Below are 25589 nucleotides of genomic sequence, written 5' to 3' on the forward strand. Positions count from 1 at the left end.
GTCATTGCGAGGAGGAATGACGAAGCAATCTCGTAGCTATACAGATCGGACATGCACTGGCTACGAGATTGCCACGCTACGCTCGCAATGACATACTTTTTTAAGAGGTGATTTCATCTTCCGAACACTCGTTGGATAACCTGCACCTTTCTCTAATAAATCTGCAAAGGCTTCAAATCTTATTCAAGCAACTGGCATAGATAACCATGATCTTCAAAAATGCCGGTAACCAATTGAGTCGAAATATCCAGACCTTCAATCCTTAATATTTTATCGCAATCTTCCAGATCAAAATTTATGCGACTATTGGTGATAAGCTTTTGAAGCAAACCAACCAACATTGCTGCCCCGGCCAAGTCCTCAACATCGGTTTTAAAAACCTCCACCGTTAAATTAATAGTTGTTTCCATACTATGCCTGACTTAGTTTTAAAAGAAATAACCTAAAAGTGATAACTAATCCCCGACTCAACAGTAAGGCCTGTCTTTTTCAATTCGGTAAGTGGTACACGTTTGTTCAGGTCATTAAATGGTGCCCAGTTAACTTTTTGATCTTTATTATATAGGTCAAGCTTCTGCACAAAATTATAACCACCGCTTATTTGTACCGAAAAGTTTTTAGCGAGCTGATAATTATAAAAAAGTGTGTTTTTATACTGCTGCACCTGTAAATAATTGGATCCCGTTTTCTTTGATAAGCGGTATGAGCCTCCGCCGATACCAAAGTCACTGCTGAAACCTATGATGCTTTTATCGCTTAGCTGGTATTTCAATTTTTCGGAAACCGGCAATGTACCGCTTAGACTTAACCTTTCGCTGATCTGCCATTCTATCCCGATAACAGGAAGCAGTATCGTACCGAAGAACTGGCGTGAATAACCCGCTCCAACTGCGTAGGAAAAGTTTTTCGATGTACGGATCTTCAGCATGGCAAAACCAGAATACAACATGTCATCGCCGGATACATCTTTCAAGTCTGACGACAACGTAGGGATTGCAGATATCAGCAAGGCATACTTTTGAGAAAAGGACTTTTGGAATGTTATTGGCACTGAAACTGAGTAAAACTCGGTGCCGCCAAACGTTTTTCCCATACCGGATAAGGTAAGGCTGCTATAGCTAACGCCTGCAAGAAGGAAATCAAGCTTCCCATCCTTGAAGTTGTTAATCAGTGGCACGCTTATCGATGCGTTCGATTGCTGTATACTCATGTTTTTATGGTTAACGGTAAATGGCGAATAAGAATAACCAGCGTCAAACGATCCGATTTTGGGCTTAAACACGGTATCGGTATTAGCTGCCTGATTTTGCTGGGCGTTGGCAGTAAACTTAAATGATATTAAAAGGATGACCAGATAAACTAAAGATGTTGCTTTCATTGCAATTGTGTGTTGTTAGAAGATTATTTCAATTTGCCCCTTAAACACTGCTGAAGCAACTTACCCCTATTACTGCCAAATATATTTTTCGGCAGGATGCGCACTGAACCGCATAATCAAATTTTTTGAACGAAATAGAAAAACCCATTCGAGAATTATCCCGTACCTTTACCTATTATTTGAGATGATAGAAAAAGCAGTTAAAGTACCCGACGAATTGGTTTGTGCTCCTTATCACCACAGGGATATCAAGCTAAATGGCTTATCCATAGTGGAGTCATGCACCGTTACATATCGCAGCCGTGGCTCCATGTTCCTGGAAGATCATATGCTGCTTGTTGTTTTGGAAGGTACCAACACCATCACCCATGGCAACATGGACTATATTGTTTCTAAAAATGAGATGGTGTTACTCAAAAAAGCTATCCAGATCAATTATGATAAGGTAGGCAATCCCGAAAAGGGCGCTACCTATAACAGCCTGATGTTTTTCCTGAAGGATGAATTTTTGCGCGATTTTGTTAAAATGGCCAAAATTGAATCGGTAGAAACAGTTGAGCCGGCAAAGGTAGCCGTGAAACCTGTAAAGGAACGCCTGCGTAAATTTTTCGAATCGGTAGTGCCATACTTTGAAGAGCCCGAAAGTATTGATGGCTCATTGATGCGGCTAAAAATGCTGGAGTTACTTTATGATTTGGTACATGTGGATAAGAACATGCTTCAGCAATTGCTGCAGCTTAAACAGCAGGTTCATGGCGATATCCGCAATGTAGTGATGGACAACTATGCCTCACCCGTTTCTATTTCCGAACTGGCGTATCTTTCAGGCCGCAGCCTTTCCAGTTTCAAGCGCGATTTCTTTGCCATTTACCAGGTTACTCCTGCCCAGTGGATTCGTGAAAAACGATTGGCTAAAGCTAAGGAGATGCTTACGGCAGATATGGCAGTAACAGATGTTTGCTATTCACTTGGTTTCGAAAACCTGGCTCATTTTTCGCGTCTTTATAAAGCCTATCATGGTTGTTCGCCATCGGCCCACCGGCCAACTGTACAAATGCAGTAAAGGGATTTGGACAGAATAGTCAAATAACTTGAACTTTATAAAATAACGCCTTCTTGTTATAGTCTGCATCTTTGTATCATAAAACATTTTGATATGATACAAACAAAAGCATACGCTGCACAAACCAAAGAAACTGATCTTGCACCATGGACATTTGAGCGCCGCGAGGTTGGCCCTCATGATGTACAGTTCGATATTTTATTTTGCGGTGTTTGCCACTCCGATCTGCATCAGATCAAAGACGAGTGGGGCGGCTCTATATTCCCGATGGTTCCCGGTCATGAAATAGTTGGCCGTGTGGTAAAAGTTGGCGATCACGTAAAAAAATTCAAAGTTGGCGATCTGGCTGGTACCGGCTGCCTGGTTGATTCATGCCGCGTTTGTGATAACTGTAAAGATGGCCTGGAGCAATATTGCACCAACGGTCATTCGCAAACTTATAATGGTTATGAGCAGGACCACCAAACACCTACCTACGGCGGCTATTCAAACACTATCGTAGTTCATGAAGATTTTGTTCTCCGCATTTCTGATAAACTTGACCTGGCTTCCGTAGCACCTTTGTTATGCGCCGGCATTACCACCTATTCGCCGTTACGCCACTGGAACATTGGCAAAGGTCATAAAATAGCAGTCGTTGGTCTTGGCGGTTTGGGGCACATGGGCGTTAAATTTGGTGTTGCCTTTGGTGCCGAAGTAACAGTATTAAGTACTTCAGGTAAAAAAGAAGAAGACGCAAAAAAATTAGGCGCTCATCACTTTGTAGTAACTTCCGATCCGGAGCAAATGAAAGCTGTAGCCGGCACTTTCGATTTCATCCTTGATACAGTATCTGCCGAGCATGATCTGAACGTATACCTTGGCTTACTGAAAACCAATGGCACACATGTTTGTGTAGGTGTACCTACCAAACCTGCTGAAATTGCTGCATTCAGCATTATCGGCGGCCGCAAAAGCCTTGCCGGTTCAATGATCGGTGGCTTGCCTGAAACCCAGGAAATGCTTGATTTCTGCGCCGAACATAACATCGTTTCAGACATCGAACTGATTGACATGAAAGATATCCACACGGCTTATGACCGCATGCTGAAAGGCGATGTGCGTTACCGCTTTGTGATAGATATGGCAACATTGTAATCAACAAGATAAAGTCTCCCAAAAAGGCGATGGCATTGAGTCATCGCCTTTTTGTTTTGTAGGGTATCATGTGATTTGTTATTGAAAAAGAATTTAAATCCCGATATTGACATTAAATACAACATCATGTGGACAAAAGACAGCAATAAGAAATTACAGAGTGCTAAAGCCACAGGCGCTTATGCATTAGGCGCAAGGGCGATAGGGGCCGGTGTAACAGGGGCCTTTGCATTGGGATGCGTTGCAATTGGATCAATTGCTATAGGCGCGTTTTATCTTGGGCGTTTATCTGTAAAAAAGGCATCAATTGATCAAATGCGTATCGGCAAGCTTACCGTCGACAATTTGGAAATTATAGATGGAAAAATCAACGCTAAGGGGTATTCTGATAAAAAGAAGTCTAAATAAAAACCCACGAAAACTGACGGCTTCCACTTGCTGAATAGGTAAACAGCCTACCTCCGGTAATCCGATAACACCCTTAGTTTTCCTCCGTTAAATGAGCTTTGGAGTTTCTGTTTAACCTGAACAGTACCAGCATTACAACAACCGATAGCAGGATAAACACCAAATAGCTATAACTCAGGTTACGCTCATCCTTAGCCGGGATAGCGGCAACAACCACATAAGTAAGCAACGAAAGTATCACATATACCATACCGCCGGTAAGCCCGCCAGACATGGCCGCATTTTTGGGGAACCGGCCTAAACAATAAGTAAAGTAGTTATTATACGTAAATCCCGCTCCTACGTGTATCACAAAAGCAAATAACACCATCACATAAACATTGCTTACAAAGTTTACGCTAATGATCATTAATGTAACCACTAATAGCTGTAGCAAGATATTAACGAACAGCTTACTAAAAAATGGACGGCTGATCAGAGCCCGGCCGATAAAGCCCCCTACCATCCAGGCCAGGCCCAAAATAAGCGAACAATAACCTGCAACTACCGGCGTAAAATTAAAGTGGTGCTCAACAATAAAAGGCCCTGTCATGTTGTACATGATCACCATTGAATAAGCGAAACACAGCATCAGGATACCCAGGCTAAACGTAGTGGTCTTGATCATTTCGGCATACAAACCGGCTATTTTCTTCAAATGAAATTCTGTGCGGTGACGAATAGTTTCGCCGCTATAAAACACCTCAAGCACAGCTATAACCGAAGCCAATGCTGCCAGGAAATAAAAGTTAGACTGCCAGCCGAACGTGGTTTGAAAATAACCACCCAAAAACGGTGCAACAATGGGCCCGGCCGACCAGATGATGGTAAACATACTGAGATAATGTTTTAGCCGCTCACCTTCGTAAACATCCACAAAATAAGCCCGTTTAGCCACTACTATCATGGCTACTGCTATGCCGTGGATGATCCGCATGGCATAAATAACATAAATATTATGTGTAACGGCAATAGCCACACTGGCCAAAATAAATACCACCAGTGCGCCAAGGCTAAACTTATACCGGCCGTATGAATCTAAAACGCTTCCCAAAAACAATTGCGATACACCATAGCTGATCAGAAACAATGTAAGGGTTAATTGAACCTGGATGCTGCTGATATGCATATCAGCACCCATGCTGGGCAATGAGGGAATATATATGTCGGTTGCGAAACCCGAAAGCGGCAACAAAGCAAAAGCTAATACTGTTGAAACAGCACGATTTTTAAGTTGCGGCGTTGTTATGGCGGTTGTAGTAAGCATTTGCCGCAAAATTAACAATACCTAAAATGGGGATTGTTGGCTGGAAGTAATAAAGAGCCTGCGAGGGTATCAATCTCAAGGCAACAAAAAATTAATTATTAATCGTGCGACTGCTGATTTGCCTTAAATTATTTCAAATCGAGCATATAGTAAATTCCTGCGAGTTAAAAAGTTGTATATTATAAATTAAATTATGCTTAACTTTATAATACACAGCCTGTTACCGCCATGCCTGCAGAAGCCAATAAAGCTGTATCGCCTTTGAGTTGGGTTATTATAACCGGATTAGGCTTTGTGCTGTTTGTGGCGGCTGCGGTAATATTGATGATCTTTAGTAATAAAGCGGCAAGTTTGAGTCCCCAGCTTTATTTTTTTCTGTTGATTTTTGCGGCCTTAATTGCATCGGGTTTTTTATTTGGGGCATTAAAGGCACATGCAAAATATAGCGGCCAATTACATAATGGAACTTTAGCACTTGGCGGGCCGGCCGTGATCTTTTGCCTGATCATCTATTTTGGCCTGAAGCTTAAGCCCGAAGCCGATTCATTTGATGCGAAATTCATTGTTTTTGGCGATGAAAGTAAAAATGAACTTGTAAATGGCGGATTACTTAAGGTACTGTTCAATAAACCCGACTCGGCAAGGATCGAAAACGGCGTAGTAACTTTTAACGAACAGCCCGCAACCTTATTAGGAAAAAGTATTACTGTTACTCCCGCCGTTGCTGGTTATTACCGGAAAAGCCAGCAAATAGTTATTCCTGTTGACGGGCGTACGCCTATTGAACTGCATCTTAAAAAAAAGCCAGATTCATTGATTGTAAGCGGCTTGGTTGTAGATATGCAAGGGCAGCCAGTGCCCGATGTATTGATTGTACTGGCCGACGGGCTTTATAAAACCAATGCCGATCAATTAGGCAATTTCAGCCTAACCTTGCCGATAAAAGATGGAACTGAGCTCCCTGTAAGGGTTTATACCGGAAAAAAGCTGCGTTTTAACAGCACCCAGATTTTTTCGTCGAAAGTACCGCTTACCCTTCAACTGAATAAGTTATGAAAGGGATAATTTGCATCATTGGTTTATGCACAGTCGTATTTAGCGCTTACGGACAAACTATTGTTTTTAAAGGGGAGCTGTTAAGCAATAATGCTTTAGTTAAAAATTACACCATAACTATCGACGGCAACCCGGCAACAACAAACGAATCCGGCGTGTTTACCGCAGCCATTAACAGCAATACCACGCAGGTAGAGATTAAAACTTCCGACAAAAGCTATATCGTTTTATACCCACTTGGCGGGCGGGTGCTTATTCCTAAAAATCCGTCGCTGCTAACGCAGATAGTGTTGGAAAGCTTTCAATCAAGCGGGCAGATCAAGAGCTATATGGCATCATTGTCGCAATTAAAAGATGCCGCTAAAAAGGGACAATCTGACACGAAAGCGTTGCAGGGCAAAATTGATTCTATCGCTGCTAATCTTAAAAAGTTGGGTTATTCGAACGATGATTTGAGAGCTGCACGGGAAAAACAGGATGGTATAGACGTGTTTTATCCTGAAATCAGCGGGGCCCTGCAAAACTATATCCTCCAGGCACAAAGCTTAATGATTGCTTTTAAATTTATAGGTGTTTATGCCTTTGTAAATATCAACGCGCTTTCCCAATATGCACAAACCCAAAATGGTTTTAACCAGGCATTTGAAAAATTATATGTCAACTATCCCACCTACTCAAAAAAAATAGCCGATTACTGGGACGATCCCTTACTTCCCAAAACGTTTGAAGGGATAGCTGATACGCTCATCTATGGTATCGGCAAAAATAAGATAGTCCCTTTAAACGACCTCAAAAACCAGATCAACCAATACTTCCAAAATCAAATACCTGAAAAAGATAAAGAAAACTTAAAAAAACAGATACAATCACAAATAGAAACACAGGTTCCACCCATTAGTGATCAGCTTATTGGCATGGAACAACGTGTAAAGCAATTCCTGGGCCTGTTAAAAAATTAATAATCATTAATAACTAAAGCATTTAATCATGAAAAAGTTAAATCCCCCTCTCTATGTTATTTTGATCGTTATTATAGCTTTTGGTACCACAACCTGTGGTAAAAGTAGTGATGGTGGCGGTGGCGGCGGTGGTGGCGGCGTCATTGTTCTTTTGGGCGATCTGATAGGTTTTTGGCAAACCAGTACCGATTCATTTACGTTTGGCAATCAGGATGGCAAGCTTAGCGGCTCCGGTACTGTTGGAGGTAAAACCGGTGATGTCACCAATAGTAAAATCGATAAGTACCAGTTTTCTTTTGACCTTTTGTTTAACGACAATAGCTCAAAGAGTTATACCGGTACCATAGATGAATCAAAAAAGGTTATAAAGTTAACCACAGGAGGAACAACGACCGCTTTCAATAAACAATAGCAAATTGAGCCACTGTTAGCCAATGACTATAGGTGTTCAGAATACAAAAAATCATGTCATTGCGAGGAGGAACGACGAAGCAATCGCATACTATACAGGGCAGCTATGCTTTCTTGCGGTTGCCGCGCTTTGCTCGCAATGATATGGTTTCCGTTTCTTTTTCAAACAACTTTCATTTAAAAAAATAAGTGAGATGCAATAAAGCGGCAAACTTTGTCCCCGCCGTAAATGCTATGCCATCAACAGGGGCCTGGTTTTTTAAGCGGGTTATTGTTTCAAATTGAGTTTCTTTCCACCGCGCATTGAAGAGGTTGTTGATTGTTAAGCCTACTTCATATTTGGGCCTGGTATAATTCAACACCATGTCATTAATAAAATACCCTTGAGCAGTCAGACTATAATCGGCATTTGCAGGGCGGTCGCCAAGATACCGGTAGCGTAAGCTTCCATTAAAGCCCTTTTTTAAAATATAGGTTATACCACCTGCGCTGCTCCAAACCGGCGCCAATGGAATATAATTTGCTCCGGCCGGATCATCAAGCGAACGCCCGTGTGCGTAATTTAGGTCAACATCAAAATATAATGACTTGAGCGGTTGGTAACGTGCAGACAAGTCCAAACCAATGCGACGGGTGCGACCGCTAAAATCTACCGAGCCCCCATCGCCGGCGTACACATATTCTTTTTGCAGGTAACTATACCATAAGGCCGCGTTAAACAGCAGGTTTTTGACTGGTTTAAATACTGTACCCAAATCTGCACCATATGCTGCAGGCAGAGTTTGCAAACCGCCCTCCGCTATCACTACCCGCGTATCGTTGGAATGGAAGCCTTTTCCTGTTAATAAGTAAAACTGGGTTTTATCATTAAGCTGATAGTAAAAATTTAGTTTGGGGCTCACAATATTATTGGCGGCGGTATAAATACCAATACCGTGAAGTGTACTGTCGGTAGCCAGTTTATTGTTATAACGGTAATAGAACTGATCAAACCTTAATCCTGCACTCATAGTGAACTTTGAGTTGAACTGAAATATCTCATTCAAATAAACTCCCGCACCCAGTTCGGTAATATCACCTGATTTGATAGGATTAATAACTGTGGAGTTATTGACAGTGTGCGACAACTCCGAGCCCTTTGTTATATCCAGCCTGGCGTTGATCCCCACTTCTGTTGTCAGTTTTGCATTTCCAATAAACCCTTCGTGTTTGTAACTACCGTTATAGCCGTACAAATTGCGTGCTTCCCGCTGACGAATTTCGTCGCCATTAACGGTATCTGCGAGGTAAAATGTAAAATTGGTGTGCAGGTCAAATTTATAACGCGAATAATAGAGCTGGTTTTTAAGGATATCATGATTAGACAATTGAGTTAAAAGCTGCGCGTTTACATTGATACGCGACGTGATCCCCCCTTCGTTGGGATCAAGCGCACCGTAAAACCCTATCAAACCATCGCTCACTGCACTTTCCGGAATCTGGCCCGAAGCTTTCCATGAGCTTGATAAGGCAGAAGCACTTACCGTTAGCCAATTGTTAATATTTAACCGGCCATGATATTTGGTGAAAAAGTTGAAGCGTTTAAAATGCTGCGGGTTGTCGAAATAACCGTCGCTGTACCTGTATTCTGAAGCTGCATACCAGGATTGGTTGTTGGCTTTTGCTTTATTGCCGAGCAAGTTAACCATGCCAAACACACGGTAAGTATCAAACTGCCCACCTTCTATTTTAATCTGATTAGTATTTATCGCATTGGCTGTGTTAAAATTTACATACCCGGTAACGGCCAGGTCACCTTTCTCCGCATTATACATGCCCTTTTGGTAATCTGTGCTCTCAATGGTTTCGGGGATGATAAAATGACTATCGGCATACCCCTGTCCATGGGCCTGTGATACCATGTTGATGGGCATACCGTCAACACTCATGTTGATATCGGTACCGTGGTCATTGTCAAATCCTCGCAAAAAGATCTGTTCGGCTTTACCTCCGCCCTGGTGCTGGCCAATAAACAAGCCCGGAACAATGCGCAGTACTTCCTGCGAATTAGACACACCGCGTAATTTTATATCCGTTTCGCTGATAGCTTTATTAGGATTGAGGTTGTTTGCCGTGATCACCACATCTGTCAACAAAGTTTGCTTCGGGCTCAGGCTTATCAGTGGAATAAAGCTATCCCGGGTAAGTTCAATTACTTTTTTTTGATAGCCCACAGCCGTAATGGTAAGGGATAGTACTTTCGGCTCTACATTTCTGTAGGAGAAATGCCCGGTTTCGCCGGTAACGGTTGTTTGATTTATTGGGTTTAAAATAACGGTAACTCCGTTAATCGGTATACGGGAGGCGCTGTCGATAACAGTTCCTGAAATTGTTTTTTGTTGTGCATATAGTCCGCTGCTGTTCAATAGTAATATTAATACCAATAATTTAAATTTCATATTATCAGGTTACATAATGGCACCCTGCTCACATTTCTGCCTGGTTGTTGTAAATGCACAGGAACTTCTTAATCCAACATAAACGTAGCAGTAAACCTTGTTTTATGGCCGCAGGCATAGATGAATGGTCTTTTTTTAATGATGAAAGGAGTATTGAAGCTTTAAATCAGTGTCTTTTATGCCGATACCGGTTTGGCCAGGATTCGCCTTTCGGGGATTTGTATTGGCATTTCATCTATACATTTAGCCTGATCACCGATTGTTTGTTTTCCTGTAAAAATCGTTTGTGTTACTTTATTGTATGTCTCGTATCAAAACCATTTCGGTCATTCTGCATATTGCAGGGTGGATAACGCTCATGGCCATTCCGCTGGTCTTTCTGAATAGTGGCAGCGGATTTGGCGATATCATGATCCTGTTGCATAACACCGATTACTGGTTGTTCGGGCTTACTTTTATGGTTGTTTTTTATAGCAATACCTTTTTTGTTAAATGGCTGCTGCTCAATAAAAGATATGTTGCATATGGCTTTGCTGCATTTTTTTTGCTGTTTGGTGTATTTTGTATCCGGCCTTTTGACAGGTTGCTTCATATCAGCGAGCATGAAAACATTGGTCGCCCGGTAATAGCACATCAACCTGATAACGAAAAACATCCGCCTGGCAAACCACCCGGGCAAAGCCCCGGGCGGTCCTCGTACCGGGATAGGCCCTTAAGCAGATCGCCATTTAAACAGCCCCTGGATATTACAAGTTTCTTTATCTTCTTTACGCTTTTAGCCTTTAGTGCCGCTACCAAAATCATCAGGAAATGGCTAATTACCGAACAAAGGGCCTCCCGGGCAGAGGCAGACAAGGCAACCGCCGAGCTCTCTTTTTTGAAAGCACAGATCAACCCGCATTTTTTGTTCAATACAATGAACAATATTTATACCCTTGTTTTAACAAGAGATGACCATGCAGCCGACAGCGTGTTGCGACTGTCAAAAATTATGCGTTATATTACAGAAGATATAGCTGGGAATTTTGCCCCACTGCAACGCGAAATTGATTGTATTACCAGTTATATCGAATTACAGCGTTTACGCACAGGTAACCTTACCATTGTTGACTTTGAAGTAGATGGAGACATTGACCAAAAGCAAATAGCGCCGCTGTTATTAATGACCTTTATTGAAAACATTTTCAAATACGGCGTTAGTAAACACGAAGCATCGACTATCAGTATTAAATTGAATATCAGCGAAGAAAGCTTGCTTTTTTATTGTAAAAACAAGATTTTTAGCTCAAATAGCAAATACGAGGGCACCGGGATAGGCATTAAGAACACCCGCCGCCGTTTAGAGCATTTATATAACGGCAGGTATTTATTAGATATCAGCGATAATAACCAGGAATATATTGTTCAACTAACTTTACAAAATTAGTCATGACTTTAAAATGTATAGCTATTGATGATGAGCCTTTGGCATTACGGCTCATAGAAGAGTATGTATCACGCTTTCCTGACTTGCAGCTTATCAGAACATTTGAAGACGCAGTTTCAGCTGCCGAATTCTTGAAAAGCAAACCGGTCGACCTGATTTTTTCGGATATCAATATGCCCGATATTACTGGTATCGACCTGGCAAAATCGTTAACGATAAAGCCAATGATCATTTTCACCACTTCCTACCGGAACTATGCTTATGACGGTTTTGAGTTGGAAGCTATAGATTTTATTGAAAAACCAATTGAATTTGAACGCTTTACCCGTGCGGTAGAAAAAGCACTTATGATTCATCAATATAAAAACGCGGCAAAAGGCAAACCAAATGAAACAGACGAAAGTTTGTATGTGCAATCGGAGTACCGGGTTATAAAGATTGCCTTGAGCGCCATCAGGTATATTGAAAGCATGGAAAATTATATCCGGATCCATTTAACCAATGATAAACCGGTTCTTACATTGATCCCCCTAAAAGAAGTATTAAAAAAGCTGCCTGCTGCCAAATTCCAGCGGATCCACCGCAGCTATATTGTTCCGGTGGGTAAAATAAAATCCTTACAAAAACGTAAGGTGCAATTAGCAGGCATTGAGCTGCCCGTGAGTGACGCCTATTATGAAATTATCCGTGGTTTAGTTACCTGGGGGGCATAATCTTCTTTGTTATAACTACCTCTGTTAATCATAGCAAAGAGGCTGTTGTTATTGTATAACGCGGGCCTCTTTGCTGTGCATTAAGTTAAAAAGTCATCAATTGTTTATTTCCTGAGATAGCCGGCTGCAGCAATATCGGTAACTAACCCTTCGGCTTTAGGTTGCCAATTTAAAGCGGTACGTGTTTTTTCGCTGGATGCAGGGCAATTCATTGAGGCAAAATGCAGAAACCAGCCAAAATGTGCCGCAGCCTCGTCGCCGGTTTTACTAACCACGGGCAAATGCAGGCCCCGGCCAATAGCCCCGGCAATTTCACGGAATGCGATACCTTCCTCGTCTACCGCATGAAGCACCCGGAGTTCCGGTTGTTTTTCTACAATGAGGCGATATAAAGCCGCAGCATCTGAACGGTGAACGGCAGGCCAGCGATTGTTTCCCTCTGCTATATAAGCCGATTCGCCTTTTTCCTGCGCCATGTTGATAACCATTGGTACAAAGCCATGATCGCCCTCGCCATGTACGCTTGGCGGCAGGCGCACCGTATAAACTTTTACGCCTTTTGCAGCTACAGTTGCAGCAGCCTCCTCAGAAGCCACACGCGGAATAACGTCTGATGCAGCGGGCGGCACATCATCTTCGGTAGCCAGGCGGCCATAATTTAAAAGCCCGACACCAGAGGTGATAACCATAGGTTTATCTGTTCCTGCCAGGGCGTCGCCTAAAGCTTCAATTACCTTCCGGTCGGCTTCACAATTGGCCTTAAACTGCGAAAAATCATGATTGAAAGCCGTATGGATAATTGCATCACAAGCGGCGGCACCTTTCTGAATAAGCTCCAGGTCGTTTACATCGCCGCGGTACACTTCGGCGCCGGTTGATGCTAATTGTTCGGCACCTTTATCTGAACGGACAAGGCCAAGTACCTGATGGCCTGCCCCTAAAAGTTCTTTTACTATTGCTGAGCCTACAAATCCCGAGGCTCCGGTTACAAATACACGCATAAGTCAATGATTTTATTTGATACAAAACTCTCCAATAAAATCCTGCCAAAGATGGTCACATGACCATAATTACAATTAACGCTGAAGCTGCGCGTGCCTGATGCGGGTAAGTGTTTTTATGGAGATGCCCAGATAGGCGGCTATCATGCGCAGGGGCAAACGGGCAAGGTAGTTTGGAAAGGTTTGAACAAAATCTTCATACTTTTCTTCAGGCGTGGCGCTTAATGAAAGTAGGATCCGCTTACGGCTGTAATGGGTGTTACGGGCAATAAGATCTTCGGCAAATTTTTTCAATTGCGGCACTTTTGCCAGCAACATATCGAAATCCTTTTTTTGCCAGCTGAGCACACTGCTGGGCTCTACTGCACCAATACTTACTTGCGAAGGTATCTGCCTATCATAACTTTCAACATCCAGCGTCCAGCTGTTTTCGGGCGAGAATTGAAGAATATGCTGATTGCCATCAGCAGAAATGTTGAAAGTATACAACAATCCGCTCATCACAAAAACTTTATGCCTGCATACCTCGCCTGCACTGAAAAGGACTTCGTTACGGCGCAAGTTTCGCGGCACGGCCAGGTCACTGATCCGGCGGATCGTTTCTTCAGCCATGTCGCTACCGTTTCGCAGGTATGTTTCAAATTCCGGATGCATTACTCAAAAATAATAAACATTTCAGTAGCAAGCCTTCAGATATTATTGCGATAAACGATTATGACAAAATACAAACGGCTATCCTTTGCGGGATAGCCGTTTGATTAATACAGTAATTGATAAAAGATTATTCTTTAATAAAAGCTAAAAGATCCTTGTTGATGGTTGCAGCCTCGGTAGTGGGCATACCATGCGGGAAACCCGGATATGAAATCAATTTGCCGTTTTTCAGGTGTTTGATAGATTTTAGCGCTGAGTTTGCAAACGGAACTATCTGGTCATCTTCGCCATGCAAAATAAGTACAGGAATATCTACACTTTTAAGGTCTTCTGTAAAATCTGTTTCCGAAAAAGCTTTTACGCAATCATAATGTGCTTTAATGCCGCCCATCATGCCCTGGCGCCACCAGTTGTCCCTGATACCTTGCGAAACTTTAGCACCTTCGCGGTTATAGCCGTAAAACGGAATAGTTAAATCCTGGTAAAATTGGTTCCTTTGAGTTGCGGTGCTTTCACGGATGCCGTCAAATACAGCAATCGGAACGCCATCAGGGTTGCTTTCGCTTTGTACCATAACCGGAGGAACCGCGCTGATCAGCACTGCTTTGGCTATACGGCCTTTTCCATATTTTGCAGCGTAGTGGATAACCTCACCACCACCGGTAGAGTGCCCGATGTGGATAGCATCCTTCAGGTCAAGCGCCTCAACAAGTTCGGCAACATCAGCTGCATAAGTATCCATTTCGTTGCCGGTTGCAGTTTGGCTTGATCGGCCATGTCCGCGACGGTCATGCGCTATAACCCGGTAACCTTGCTCAAGGAAAAAGAACATCTGGGCATCCCAGTCATCGGCAGACAGCGGCCAACCGTGATGAAAAACCAATGGTTGTCCGGTTCCCCAGTCCTTGTAATAAATTTCGGTTCCGTCTTTTACTGTAATTTTACTCATTTTGTTTTTCAGTTATGGTGATTAATAAAACGCTGAAGATGTAGGGCTGCTAAGCAAAACATTGTCGATGAATACCTTATGTTCCGGGGCTGATTTCTTACCCTAACCAAAGCTTATCGACAGCCTAAAAGTAATAAATTAAAGGCAGGAGGCGCCCCGGCGTCCTTCAAAAATTACCCTCATACGATAAATCATCACGTTTTTTTGACAGCTCCATTTGAAAGCCCGCAGGCAACTGCTTTTATAATCACCGATACAAAAATCAGGGATTAGTGATCCACCAGGTATTGCCGAACGGGTCTTTTACTCCCGCACTCCGGCCATAGGATTGATTGGCCGGGGGCATAATACTTTCCGCGCCGTTGTCCAGCGCTTTTTGGTAGGTTGCATCGCAGCTTTCAACGTATATAAACATACCAGCATTTTGCTGTTGATAAGTGTCTGTGCAATCGGCAAACATGATGGTGCTACCATTGATATTAACTTCGGCATGCATAATGGTGTGCTCATCACGCATGGTTTTGAATTGCTCGGTTGCGCCGAACACATCCTGGGTAAATCTGATAAATCTACCTGCGTTTTTAACAATGAGGTAAGGCATTACTGCCTGGTAATTTTCGGGAATGTTTAATGTTGCCATAGCTTGTTGGTATTTTACTCAAAATTAGGCTTCTCACAATTCTTAAAATTGTAAAAACCAGACATTATGTATTCCGGTATTCTGTCCCCTCGGCCTTGCCCGAAAAATAAAAACCCGGGTGATAGCCCGTAAATTCCTTTACATCATGAATAAAATGCGACTGATCATAATAACCACATTCCATGGCTATCCGGGTTAATGTTTTATCGGTATTGTACTGCCTCAATGCATCCTGAAGGCGCGTAAGCCGCATATAGGTTTTGGGGCTAAAACCTGCATATTCCTTAAACTTTCGGTCGAAATGCCTTTCAGATAAATTATAGGCATTGGCCAGCTGGGCAACTGTCCTGTACTGTTTGTTATGGATCACATCCCTGATGGCGATAGCCATACGTTCATCCTTTAACCCGTTTTTACGTAAGCGGGCAATTAAAAAAGCGGAAAGTACCTCCGCACGTTTATTATTATCGGCTGCCAGCATAATCCGTTCCTCCAGCTCACGACCAGGACGGCTTAAAAATGTATCGAAATCAAATGCGAGATTGCTGGTCTGACTGCTTGCGATATTAAAGAAACAGGGCACAGCAAAAGGATAGATATAAGCACCAAAAATCCCAAAGCTTTCAGTTGTAATAAAACGCCGGTATTGCGTGGTTTGAAACTGGATGCCTGACGGACCCGCGTTTTGCCCGGTTTTATTGTCCAACTCATCAAATGCCGAACGATAGTGAAACACCATTTCGGTACAACCATCGGCAATAGAACGATAAATATATGATGGCTCATCAGCGCCCAGCTCATGCTCAAGCACCCAGTAAAATCTTACATAAGGTTTCAATTCGGCCGGCGGCTGGATGGTGAAATAGCGCATCTTTTGATTGGCAATTCGGATGTTCGATTTCGGAATTAAATAAATTTAAGACTTTATTTTCAGATATTTGAATAGTCAGCTAACCCATTCACTATAAAAACAAACATGGCATTAATACTACATGGTAAATCAACATGCTGTTTTTGTAACCAGGTACTTAATGACGATGCTGATTACAGAGGCTTTCCTCATTTTGTAGGAAATTCAAATGACGAACTATTTAAGTATTCTGACAATGCATTCCATATAGATTGTTTAAACGCGGCTCCAATTGGAGCCAAGCTCATTAGATACGCCGATGAGTTTATAAGATTTATTGCTCCGGGCAACCGTAAATGTGTTGTAACCGGTGAACTTATAACCAAACAGGAAGATCATATAATGATCGGGTATCTTACTTCTGATGAAGCCTCGGCATTACATCAGTTTAATTTTACACATATTCATCGAAACAATCTTGCAAAATGGCAAGACCAGTCTAAACTACTGTCATTGCTCCTCTCCCTTAGGGATTCAGAAAACTGGCAGAATCATTACCCGCAGCAATATCTATCAATGCTAATACAGAGCATTACATTATAACAAACTGGGAAACTAAGGCAATAATTAAATGTTAGTTATAAAAGGATACTCAGTCCCCCACAATTATAAAACCATCTTTAACACTTTCAAGGCGAGCGACCAACTCGTTTAGTCTTTTCTTAACCCTTTGTTTATCGTCTTTTAGATTTGACAAATGCTCCTTAATGAGCAGTATGATAACCCGGGCGTGACCTGCATAAATTCGCGTGGTGCCATAGGGATCTATTGTTATACCCGTTGCTTTTTTAAAACTGAAGGCAACTGATTCTGCGATTTCGAGGTCGGCATATTCAATTTCAAATAATTTCTCATTCAATTGAATATCGTTTATATCGTAAAAATCCAGCGGCATTTTATTTTAACCAAAACGAACAAACCAACCCCTAAATCCTCTTACAAACCTTTCGCTATTGCCTCATAAACCACATCCTGAATCCTTGGCCTGATGTTAAGGCTTCCTAATTTACTACCTACAGAAGGATTTACCCTGTTTGACAGGAATATATAAACCAGGTTATATTTCGGATCGACCCAGATACAGGTGCCAGTGAAACCTGTATGCCCATAAGTTTGATCAGATGCCAGTTTTGAGGGGTAGTGCCTGTCGGCTATCGGGTCCCAACGGTCAAATCCCAAACCACGGCGGCTTACCGGCGATTGTTTGGATGTAAACAGATCAACTACTTCCGGCTTAAAATACTGGGTGCCGCCATAACTACCTTTGTTTAAAACCATTTGATATAATATGGCCACATCATTGGCACTGCCAAACAAACCGGCGTGCCCGGCAACCCCACCTAAAAGTGCCGATGTTGGATCATGCACATAACCATCCAATAACGACATACGGTATTCCTTATCATTTTCGGTTGGTATTATCCTGTCGGGCGTAAAACGATACAAGGGCAAAAAGCCTGCAGTTTGCATCCCCAGCGGTGTATAAAAATGTTGCTGCACATAGGTATTGAGTGGTACGGCAGTAATATTTTCAACCACCTCCTGCATAAATAACATGCTGACATCACTGTATACGTACTGCCCACGTGTTTTCAGGGGCGAACTTAGCATCTCAGGGAACATTACATCTTTATAATAGTCCTTACGCAGATAATAATGGTCAGATACTTTTGTAGGATAAGCTGCCGACGAGTCGGTGCTGTGATCAGTCGGCTTCACCTTTTCAAATGACTGGATATCTGGAATTAAACCGGCCTGATGCAGCAACACTTCCCGTATCTGGATATCGTTCTTATTACTTTTGCGCGCCAGCGGAATATAATCGCCAAGGGTTTTCTCCAGGCTTAACTTACCCTGATCGGTAAGTTGCATAGCCTCCATAGTAGTTGCCGATACCTTGGTCATGGAAGCCAGGTCAAAAATATCGGTAAGCTTATCGGGCATCACATTATCATAGGTGTGATAACCATAGGCTTTATTAAATATCACCTTGCCATCTTTAGCCACCAATACTACGCAGCCCGGCGTAGCGTGTTCCCGGATAGCTTCCTGTGCTATTTTGTCAATGCCCTGCAGGTTGGCAGCATTGATGCCGGCCTCTTCCGGAACAGTATATTGAAGACGGGTTTTATCAGTAATAAAGCCCATTCCTGTTTTATAAACGGGGCTATAATTTTTTGTTAGCTTTTGCGAGATGCCTATCCCTCCAAATATAGCCTCAGCACTGTACATGGCCGATACCTGTGATACCCGCTCCGTCCAGATCACCGGGGCAGTAATTACGTCAAGCTTACCTAACACCGAACCATTACCAAAAGCGGCAACAATAACATTCTTGTTTTTTTGGTTAGAGCTGATAAAGTCGATCAAATCGGGGTTACTCAGGTCCGCATCGTTTACCTGCACTATAACAGTGTTGTAAAACTTCAGATCGGAAGTAAGATTGGCCAACGTTTTATTGCCAGAATAGGTTGTACCATCATACAGATCAACCTTATTATATTTATTTAAAAGGCTATCAAAAACAGTAGCGTATTGATTGCTGAAATGCACACTGGCAATTTTCAATTCCTCCAGCTTTTGTAGCGGTACCAGGTATGAGGCATTATTAAGTAATACGGTTGAGTTACCAACCAATCTTTCTTCGGCAATGAAGGCCTGCCCTGTTAATGGCGGGTTTTGAGCACAAGCAGTATTAAATAATGCAAACCCTAATAGTACTAAAGGAACACGGCCCCATTTATTTTTTATCATATACTTTAACTCCGTTTATATAGGTTTTTGTCACTTTGATTGCCGGGATCTCGCTGCCTTTTACTTTCATGATATCCTTATCCAACATCACAAAATCGGCGTATTTTCCCGGCTCAATACTACCCTTTTCTTTTTCTTCAAAGTTGGCTTTGGCAGCCCATATGGTCATGCCTTTTAACGCTTCAATCCTGCTTAAAGCATTTTCGGGCTGGAAACCACCTTCAGGAAAACCCTTCAGATCCTTACGCTCCACCGCTGCATAAAACGTATGAAGCGGACTTATGTTCTCAACCGGAAAATCGGTACCCAACGGTAGCCATCCATTTTGCTTCAGCAATTGTTTATAGGCATAAGCAGTTTTAAGCCTTTCGCTGCCAAGTCTTTTACCGGCCCAGTACATATCTGATGTTGCATGTGTAGGCTGTACCGATGGGATAACGCTGTAAGCTCCAAATTGATCAATGTCTTGAGGTGATACTATTTGCGAGTGCTCAATACGCCATCTCAAATCGTTTTTACCTTTTAAATTAGCAGCATAAATTTTAAGCATCACCCGCACTGCCGAATCGCCGATAGCATGGGTGCACATTTGGAAACCATGGGCAGCTATCTTTGGCGCAATCTCTTCAAAATGTTTTTGACTGCTCAGCAAAAAGCCATTCCATTTGGCCGAATCGGCATAGGGTTTTAACAAACAGGCCCCTCTTGAACCAAGCGCTCCATCAGCATAAACCTTAAAAGCCCTTACATTTAAGCCAGGTGTTTTAATAATGCCGTGTTTAAAAAGATAGTCATAGTTTTCCTGTCTGTCGGCAAGCATCACATACAGGCGCATTTTCAGGTCGCCTTTATGTTGCAGCTCATTAATTGTATTTATCATGGTGTAAGGCAATCCGCAATCATCAATTGTAGTTAACCCCACAGCAAAACAATTTTTCTGTGCCGAAAGCAGGGCCGTATCTACCATAGCTGCTGTTGGCTCCGGAATTTTGCGGGTAACTATACCCACCGCGTTATCAACCAGTATCCCGGTAAGCTTTCCTTTACTGGTTTCTATTTCGCCACCGTTAATGGTTTGCCCGGGCTTAACACCTGCAATGTTTAGTGCAGCCTGGTTAGCTATGGCGGCGTGGCCGTCAACACGGCTAAGTATCACCGGCCGTACCGGGAACAGCGAATCCAGCTTTGCCTTATCAGGGAAATGTTTATTAGTCCAGTCGTTCTGGTCCCAGCCATTACCGATGATCCAGCCATCAGTATTACGCTCGGCGTAAGTTTTTACCGAGTCGATAATTTCGGGCCAGCTATGGGTGCCTACCAGGTTTACCTGTTGCAGGCCCATACCATACTCATAAAAATGAGCGTGGGCATCAATAAAGCCAGGGTAAACAGCCGCACCGTTTGCATCAAGCACTTCGCGGGCATTGTACTTTTGTTCAAGGGAATCGGCATTGCCTACTGCAAGGATCTTTCCACCACTTACTACAAATGCACTTGCTGTTGTAAAATTACTATCTACGGTGTAAACAACCGCGTTTTTTACCAGCATATCGGCATTGTATTCCTTTTGTTTGCAGGCTGCTGCCAGTAATAGCAGCGCGGGCAATAGTCTCTTCATAAAGTGATTGTATGATTATTGTAATTGTATTAAGTCACAAAAGTATATACAACTATCAAATCATAAAGTTATGCCATCAAATATTTAATTTAGCATCGAAATAGAAATTGAAGGGAATTTTTTTTAGATGTCAGACATTATTCAGCTTTTACCGGATGCCGTTGCCAACCAGATTGCCGCAGGCGAAGTAGTGCAGCGACCGGCTTCTGCAGTAAAAGAATTGGTTGAAAACGCTATTGATGCAGGTGCGGATAAAATCCAGCTTATTATTAAAGATGCCGGTAAATCACTGATCCAGGTTATTGATAATGGTTGCGGTATGAGCCTTACCGATGCCCGCATGTGTTTTGAGCGCCATGCAACTTCAAAAATACGTAAGGCCGATGACCTGTTTGCCATTCGTACCATGGGTTTCAGGGGAGAGGCTATGGCATCAATCGCCGCTATTGCCCAGGTTGAGCTTAAAACCCGCCGACATGAAGATGAGCTGGGTAGCTGTATAACCATCGAAGGTTCGGAGGTGATAAGCCAGGAGCCATGTGCGGCTAATACCGGTACTTCTATATCCGTAAAAAATCTGTTTTATAACACTCCAGCCCGCCGAAACTTTTTAAAAAGTAATCCGGTAGAAATGCGTCATATTATTGACGAGTTTCAACGTGTGGCGTTAGCAAACCCTCAGATATTTTTCACCCTTCACCATGACAGCCAGGAGGTTTATCACCTGCCGGGGACTACGCTTAAACAGCGCATTGTACACCTGTTTGGCAATAATTATAACCAGCGGCTTGTCCCGGTTGAAGAAGAGACAACCATCATTAAGCTGCGCGGCTTTGTGGGCAAGCCAGAGTTTGCGCGTAAAACCCGCGGCGAACAGTTCTTTTTTGTAAACAACCGCTTCATCCGCGATTCGTATCTTAACCATGCAGTGACTACTGCGTTTGAAGAATTGCTGCCGGATGATTGCTTCCCGTTTTATGTATTGTTTATTGATATTGATCCTTCAAAGATCGACATCAATGTGCATCCTACTAAAACAGAGATCAAATACCAGGATGAGAAGGCCATTTACGCCATTATCCGTTCGTCGGTGAAGCGATCATTAGGCCGGTATAACATTACGCCAAGTTTAGATTTTGACCAGGAAAACAGTATTGAGCACCTGATCACCCCCAAGCCATTTGAGGAGATCATTGCACCTACTATTTCCTTCAATCCGGATTTTAACCCTTTTGCCAATAAAGAAGAAAGGCCCAAACAGGAGCATCCTTTTTTAAGAGATAGTGGTGGCTACAAGAAAGATCCGATACCGCAAAACTGGGATACTTTGTATGAGATCAGCAAAAAAGAAACCCTTTTTCAGCACGAGATTCATGAGGAAAAAACCATAGCGGTTGATGAGCAGGATGTGAGCAAGCCGAGCGAACGCCAACTGTTCCAGATTCACAACCGGTTTATCCTGTCGCCAATAAAATCCGGCTTTATGCTTATCAGTCAGCAGGCTGCTCACGAACGGATTCTGTACGAACGCTTTTTGCTTCAGTTGCAAAATCATTCGGGGGTAAGCCAGCAAAGTTTATTTCCGCAGTCGGTAACACTAAATGGTTCTGATTTTGAGTTATTGAGAGAACTTTTGCCTGACATCCGCGCGTTGGGATTTGATATCCGCGAATTTGGCAAAAATACAGTAGTTGTTGAGGGAATCCCGGCCGAACTAAATAACGTAGGTGAACATGAACTGTTAGAACATTTGCTGGAAGGTTTTAAAAACAATCTGGCTATTCTTAAATTAGATAAACGCGATAACCTTGCCCGTTCACTGGCCCGTAACGGAGCCATTAAAACAGGCACAAAATTATCGGTAGAGGAAATGAACCAGCTTATCGACCAGCTTTTTGCCTGCCAATCACCTAACCAGGCGTTGAACGGTAAGCCCGTAATCAGTACCTTTACTATGAACGAATTAATGGAACGATTTGAAAAATAGCCTCGGGCTAAATTATATATGAACGGATACAATCAATCACCTTTTGCCAACCTTACACCTGTTGTTAAAAACCTGCTGATTATAAATATTATATGCTTTTTGCCATTTGTATTGTTCGGGCAATTTTATGATGCTAAAATAGTGCCCCTGTTGGGCGGCTTTTATTTTAATTCACCTTACTTCAAGCTATGGCAGCTTATCACCTACATGTTTCTTCATGGCGGTTGGAGCCACATTTTCTTCAATATGTTTGCCCTGTTTTCTTTTGGCCCTATTGTAGAATATGCCATCGGCTCAAAAAAGTTCTTTAACCTGTATTTTTTATGTGGAGTAGGTGCAATTCTTTTTCAAATAGCGGTGCAGGCAATAGAGGTGCATGGCATAACCGGCAGTTTTACCATTGATCATCCGGCATTGCAGTCATCTTATTTAGAATATGGTGCAAATGCGCAGAAACTTTTTGATATTTATGGAACACCTATCGTTGGTGCATCAGGAGCGATATTCGGTTTGTTGATAGCTTTTGGCATGTTATTCCCCAATCTCGAACTGATGATATTGTTTATACCCGTACCTGTTAAGGCAAAATACATTATTCCCGTATACGTGGTGGTGGAATTATTTTTAGGGGTTAAACAATTTTCCGGTGATTCGGTGGCACACTTTGCGCACCTCGGCGGAGCGCTTATCGGGTTTTTATTAGTTAAAATTTGGCGATTACAACGACCAAACAATTTTTATTAATAACAGTAGTTATCTTTGTAATACAGCTTTATTATGAGCACTCTTTGGCAAAATATCCACTACAAAATGCTGCGCTCCGGCAATAGGCTGAACCTGCTTATCGGCATCAATGTGATTGTTTTTCTGGTAATAAATATTTCGGCAATAGTTGAGCAACTACTAACTCGTTTTGGAGGCAGCATCATTTTACTTTATGCCGATAAATATTTAAATATGCCGGCATACCTGCCCGATTTGCTTAAGCGCTTCTGGACGCCCTTAACATATATGTTCATGCATGCGGGTGTACTCCATATCCTGTTCAATATGCTTTGGCTTTACTGGATGGGGCAGATCTTTGAGGAGTATCTTGGCAATAAACGCACCATAGGTTTATATTTAATGGGCGGTATTGCTGGTGCGTTACTATACTTGCTGGCCCTCAATTTGCTTCCTGCATTTACCAGCGCTAATGCGGCGCAGAGCAGCACCATTGTTGGCGCATCGGCCAGCGTAATGGCCATTGTTGTGGCAACTGCTACATTACTGCCCGATTATACCATATCATTAATTTTATTTGGGCCTGTAAAATTAAAATGGCTGGTATTTGTGATTCTTGTTATTGACTTTTTGGGCATAGTTGGCGCAAATGCCGGCGGCGAAATTGCCCACATAGGTGGTGCTTTAATGGGATTTGTGTATATTAAACAGCTGCAAAAGGGACACGATTGGGTTGGCGGTATAACCAAACTATTTAAATCGAAACCTAAACTGAAAGTGGTTTCAAATAATATGGGTAAAAATACATCCGATTATCCACGCCAGGAAGAGATTGACCGCATTTTAGATAAAATATCGCAATCCGGGTATAATAGTTTAAGCAAGCAGGAACGGGAAATTTTATCGCGCGCAAGCAAACAGGACTAAATGATTAAAAAAAAGCAAAGTATCTTCAGCAGGGTTTTATTATGGATAAACCTGTTTTTCTGTTTTGCTTTATTGATAGGTTATCTGGCTCCTTCCATTGATCCCCGAAAGTATTGGATATTTGCTTTCTTCGGTCTGGCCTATCCTCCAATACTACTGCTCAATGTAATTATGATGTTGTACTGGCTGCTGCGTAAGCGCTGGCAGTTTCTGCTTTCGCTGGGGAGTATTTTACTTGGCTGGGGAGTACTTAATAACAATATCGGACTCAGGTTTAAATCAAGCTTTTCATTACCTCCCGGGCTCAATGTGGTGCACGTAATGACCTATAACGTGCATAATTTCAAGCATTTTGGTTTCAGTAATGATATCTCAACCAAACATGAGATCCTGTCGCTCATTGACAGCGAGCAGCCGGACGTGATAGGCTTCCAGGAGTTTTACACACGCAACAAAGGCCAGTACGAAACACGGGATTCCCTTTGTAAGATCTTAGGCAGCAATAACTTTTATTTTGAACCTTTCAGCTTTAACAGTCTCGAAGCTATTGGAATGGCTATCTTTTCTAAATACCCCATTATATCAAAGGGAATGATCCGTTTGGCGGCTGACAGAACATCAGGTAATCAGTGTTTATATGCCGATATTAAAAAGGGCGATAAAATTTTCAGGTATTACAATGTGCACCTGCAATCCATCAATTTTGATCCGGATGACTATAAATATATCGACAGCGTATCCAAAAAAGGCAAAACAGATATCAAATCAACCAAACGCCTCGGGAGCAAACTGAAAACTGCATTTATGAAAAGGGCCGAGCAGGTTTTTAAAGTAAAGGAACATGCAGCCCAATGTCCGTATCCTTACATTATAGCCGGCGATTTTAATGATACGCCATCATCATTCGCGGTTAACCAAATGGCCAAAGGATTAAACAATTCATTCCGCGAAAAAGGCTCGGGCTTAGGACGCACCTATAATGGCGATTTCCCTAATTACCAGATAGATTATATCATGAGCAGCAAGCAATTTTCGGTTTTTAACTACAAGGTGATCGAAAAAAAACTGTCTGATCATTATCCATTACGCAGCGACCTCATATTGAATTAATAAACCATTGCCGTTCCTTTG

General features: G+C 42.4%; 25 protein-coding genes. 13 read left to right on the plus strand and 12 right to left on the minus strand.

Annotated elements, in window-relative coordinates:
* Positions 1 to 179: 179 nt before the first annotated feature.
* Both BMX50_RS05240 and BMX50_RS05245 read right to left on the minus strand, forming a co-directional pair.
* On the minus strand, positions 180 to 410 hold the full coding sequence (locus BMX50_RS05240; RefSeq protein ID WP_091208744.1) for a hypothetical protein: 231 nt from the start codon (positions 408 to 410) through the stop codon (positions 180 to 182).
* Positions 411 to 442: 32 nt separating this feature from the next.
* The gene (locus BMX50_RS05245) at positions 443 to 1378 is read right to left on the minus strand and encodes a DUF6268 family outer membrane beta-barrel protein (RefSeq protein ID WP_091208747.1); all 936 of its coding nucleotides are present in this window, start codon (positions 1376 to 1378) and stop codon (positions 443 to 445) included.
* A gap of 184 nt (positions 1379 to 1562) precedes the next feature.
* Between BMX50_RS05245 and BMX50_RS05250 the strand changes: the two genes are divergently transcribed.
* From BMX50_RS05250 to BMX50_RS05260, 3 genes are all read left to right on the plus strand, one after another.
* Positions 1563 to 2441 carry a helix-turn-helix domain-containing protein gene (locus BMX50_RS05250; RefSeq protein WP_091208750.1) on the plus strand — a complete coding sequence of 293 codons (879 nt, stop codon included), beginning with the start codon at positions 1563 to 1565 and terminating at the stop codon, positions 2439 to 2441.
* Between the two features lie 93 nt (positions 2442 to 2534).
* Positions 2535 to 3578: an NAD(P)-dependent alcohol dehydrogenase gene (locus BMX50_RS05255; RefSeq protein ID WP_091208751.1), complete on the plus strand. Its 1044-nt coding sequence runs from the start codon at positions 2535 to 2537 to the stop codon at positions 3576 to 3578.
* An 81-nt stretch (positions 3579 to 3659) separates the two neighbouring features.
* Complete coding sequence (locus tag BMX50_RS05260) at positions 3660 to 3986, plus strand: hypothetical protein (RefSeq protein WP_208864653.1); 327 nt, start codon at positions 3660 to 3662, stop codon at positions 3984 to 3986.
* Between the two features lie 73 nt (positions 3987 to 4059).
* Here BMX50_RS05260 and BMX50_RS05265 read toward each other — a convergent pair whose 3' ends face one another.
* Complete coding sequence (locus tag BMX50_RS05265) at positions 4060 to 5292, minus strand: MFS transporter (RefSeq protein ID WP_091208754.1); 1233 nt, start codon at positions 5290 to 5292, stop codon at positions 4060 to 4062.
* 228 nt (positions 5293 to 5520) lie between these two features.
* On the opposite strand from BMX50_RS05265, the gene BMX50_RS05270 reads away from it, so the two are divergent.
* Genes BMX50_RS05270 through BMX50_RS05280 form a run of 3 tightly spaced genes read left to right on the plus strand, consistent with a single transcriptional unit; the run spans position 5521 to position 7719 of the window.
* Positions 5521 to 6348: a hypothetical protein gene (locus tag BMX50_RS05270; RefSeq protein WP_091208756.1), complete on the plus strand. Its 828-nt coding sequence runs from the start codon at positions 5521 to 5523 to the stop codon at positions 6346 to 6348.
* Positions 6345 to 7307, plus strand: coding sequence for a hypothetical protein (locus BMX50_RS05275; protein ID WP_091208759.1), 963 nt, complete (start codon positions 6345 to 6347; stop codon positions 7305 to 7307). Before BMX50_RS05270 ends, BMX50_RS05275 begins: the two co-directional genes overlap by 4 nt.
* 28 nt (positions 7308 to 7335) lie before the next feature.
* Positions 7336 to 7719, plus strand: a complete 384-nt coding sequence (locus tag BMX50_RS05280) for a hypothetical protein (RefSeq protein ID WP_091208762.1) — start codon at positions 7336 to 7338, stop codon at positions 7717 to 7719.
* A gap of 172 nt (positions 7720 to 7891) precedes the next feature.
* Here the strand turns inward: BMX50_RS05280 and BMX50_RS05285 are convergent, their stop codons facing one another.
* Positions 7892 to 10156, minus strand: coding sequence for a TonB-dependent receptor (locus tag BMX50_RS05285; RefSeq protein WP_091208765.1), 2265 nt, complete (start codon positions 10154 to 10156; stop codon positions 7892 to 7894).
* Positions 10157 to 10457: 301 nt separating this feature from the next.
* On the opposite strand from BMX50_RS05285, the gene BMX50_RS05290 reads away from it, so the two are divergent.
* Together BMX50_RS05290 and BMX50_RS05295 are read left to right on the plus strand one after the other, a co-directional pair.
* Positions 10458 to 11582, plus strand: a complete 1125-nt coding sequence (locus tag BMX50_RS05290; protein WP_091208768.1) for a sensor histidine kinase — start codon at positions 10458 to 10460, stop codon at positions 11580 to 11582.
* Between the two features lie 2 nt (positions 11583 to 11584).
* Positions 11585 to 12295, plus strand: a complete 711-nt coding sequence (locus tag BMX50_RS05295; protein WP_091208771.1) for a LytR/AlgR family response regulator transcription factor — start codon at positions 11585 to 11587, stop codon at positions 12293 to 12295.
* Positions 12296 to 12399: 104 nt separating this feature from the next.
* Here the strand turns inward: BMX50_RS05295 and BMX50_RS05300 are convergent, their stop codons facing one another.
* The 5 genes from BMX50_RS05300 to BMX50_RS05320 all read right to left on the minus strand — a co-directional run bounded on the left by BMX50_RS05300 (position 12400) and on the right by BMX50_RS05320 (position 16410).
* Positions 12400 to 13296, minus strand: a complete 897-nt coding sequence (locus tag BMX50_RS05300; protein ID WP_091208773.1) for an SDR family oxidoreductase — start codon at positions 13294 to 13296, stop codon at positions 12400 to 12402.
* A gap of 75 nt (positions 13297 to 13371) precedes the next feature.
* Positions 13372 to 13950 (minus strand): Crp/Fnr family transcriptional regulator, encoded by a 579-nt coding sequence (locus BMX50_RS05305; protein ID WP_091208776.1) that lies wholly within the window; start codon positions 13948 to 13950, stop codon positions 13372 to 13374.
* 127 nt (positions 13951 to 14077) lie between these two features.
* The gene (locus BMX50_RS05310; RefSeq protein ID WP_091208779.1) at positions 14078 to 14899 is read right to left on the minus strand and encodes an alpha/beta fold hydrolase; all 822 of its coding nucleotides are present in this window, start codon (positions 14897 to 14899) and stop codon (positions 14078 to 14080) included.
* A 262-nt stretch (positions 14900 to 15161) separates the two neighbouring features.
* A complete protein-coding gene (locus BMX50_RS05315; RefSeq protein WP_091208781.1) occupies positions 15162 to 15539 on the minus strand; it encodes a VOC family protein in 378 nt (125 codons plus the stop codon).
* Positions 15540 to 15603: 64 nt separating this feature from the next.
* Positions 15604 to 16410 (minus strand): helix-turn-helix transcriptional regulator, encoded by an 807-nt coding sequence (locus tag BMX50_RS05320; RefSeq protein WP_091208784.1) that lies wholly within the window; start codon positions 16408 to 16410, stop codon positions 15604 to 15606.
* A gap of 105 nt (positions 16411 to 16515) precedes the next feature.
* On the opposite strand from BMX50_RS05320, the gene BMX50_RS05325 reads away from it, so the two are divergent.
* Positions 16516 to 16992: a hypothetical protein gene (locus BMX50_RS05325; RefSeq protein ID WP_091208787.1), complete on the plus strand. Its 477-nt coding sequence runs from the start codon at positions 16516 to 16518 to the stop codon at positions 16990 to 16992.
* A 49-nt stretch (positions 16993 to 17041) separates the two neighbouring features.
* Here BMX50_RS05325 and BMX50_RS05330 read toward each other — a convergent pair whose 3' ends face one another.
* The 3 genes from BMX50_RS05330 to BMX50_RS05340 are packed head-to-tail and all read right to left on the minus strand — an operon-like array spanning position 17042 to position 20821.
* Positions 17042 to 17344: a hypothetical protein gene (locus tag BMX50_RS05330; RefSeq protein WP_091208790.1), complete on the minus strand. Its 303-nt coding sequence runs from the start codon at positions 17342 to 17344 to the stop codon at positions 17042 to 17044.
* Between the two features lie 41 nt (positions 17345 to 17385).
* Positions 17386 to 19203 (minus strand): serine hydrolase domain-containing protein, encoded by a 1818-nt coding sequence (locus BMX50_RS05335; protein WP_091208793.1) that lies wholly within the window; start codon positions 19201 to 19203, stop codon positions 17386 to 17388.
* Entirely contained in the window at positions 19190 to 20821 is a 1632-nt protein-coding gene (locus BMX50_RS05340) for an amidohydrolase (RefSeq protein WP_091208795.1), read from the minus strand. The genes BMX50_RS05335 and BMX50_RS05340 overlap by 14 nt, the downstream gene beginning before the upstream one ends.
* 127 nt (positions 20822 to 20948) lie before the next feature.
* Here BMX50_RS05340 and mutL point away from each other — a divergent pair, with 127 nt between their 5' ends.
* Genes mutL through BMX50_RS05360 form a run of 4 tightly spaced genes read left to right on the plus strand, consistent with a single transcriptional unit; the run spans position 20949 to position 25568 of the window.
* Entirely contained in the window at positions 20949 to 22808 is a 1860-nt protein-coding gene (gene mutL, locus BMX50_RS05345; protein ID WP_091208798.1) for a DNA mismatch repair endonuclease MutL, read from the plus strand.
* An 18-nt stretch (positions 22809 to 22826) separates the two neighbouring features.
* Complete coding sequence (locus BMX50_RS05350; RefSeq protein ID WP_091208801.1) at positions 22827 to 23552, plus strand: rhomboid family intramembrane serine protease; 726 nt, start codon at positions 22827 to 22829, stop codon at positions 23550 to 23552.
* Between the two features lie 33 nt (positions 23553 to 23585).
* Positions 23586 to 24458 (plus strand): rhomboid family protein, encoded by an 873-nt coding sequence (locus tag BMX50_RS05355; RefSeq protein ID WP_091208804.1) that lies wholly within the window; start codon positions 23586 to 23588, stop codon positions 24456 to 24458.
* On the plus strand, positions 24459 to 25568 hold the full coding sequence (locus BMX50_RS05360) for an endonuclease/exonuclease/phosphatase family protein (protein WP_091208805.1): 1110 nt from the start codon (positions 24459 to 24461) through the stop codon (positions 25566 to 25568).
* Positions 25569 to 25589: the final 21 nt, after the last annotated feature.

Origin of the sequence: Mucilaginibacter gossypiicola, assembly GCF_900110105.1 — a bacterium.
Lineage (GTDB): Bacteria > Bacteroidota > Bacteroidia > Sphingobacteriales > Sphingobacteriaceae > Mucilaginibacter > Mucilaginibacter gossypiicola.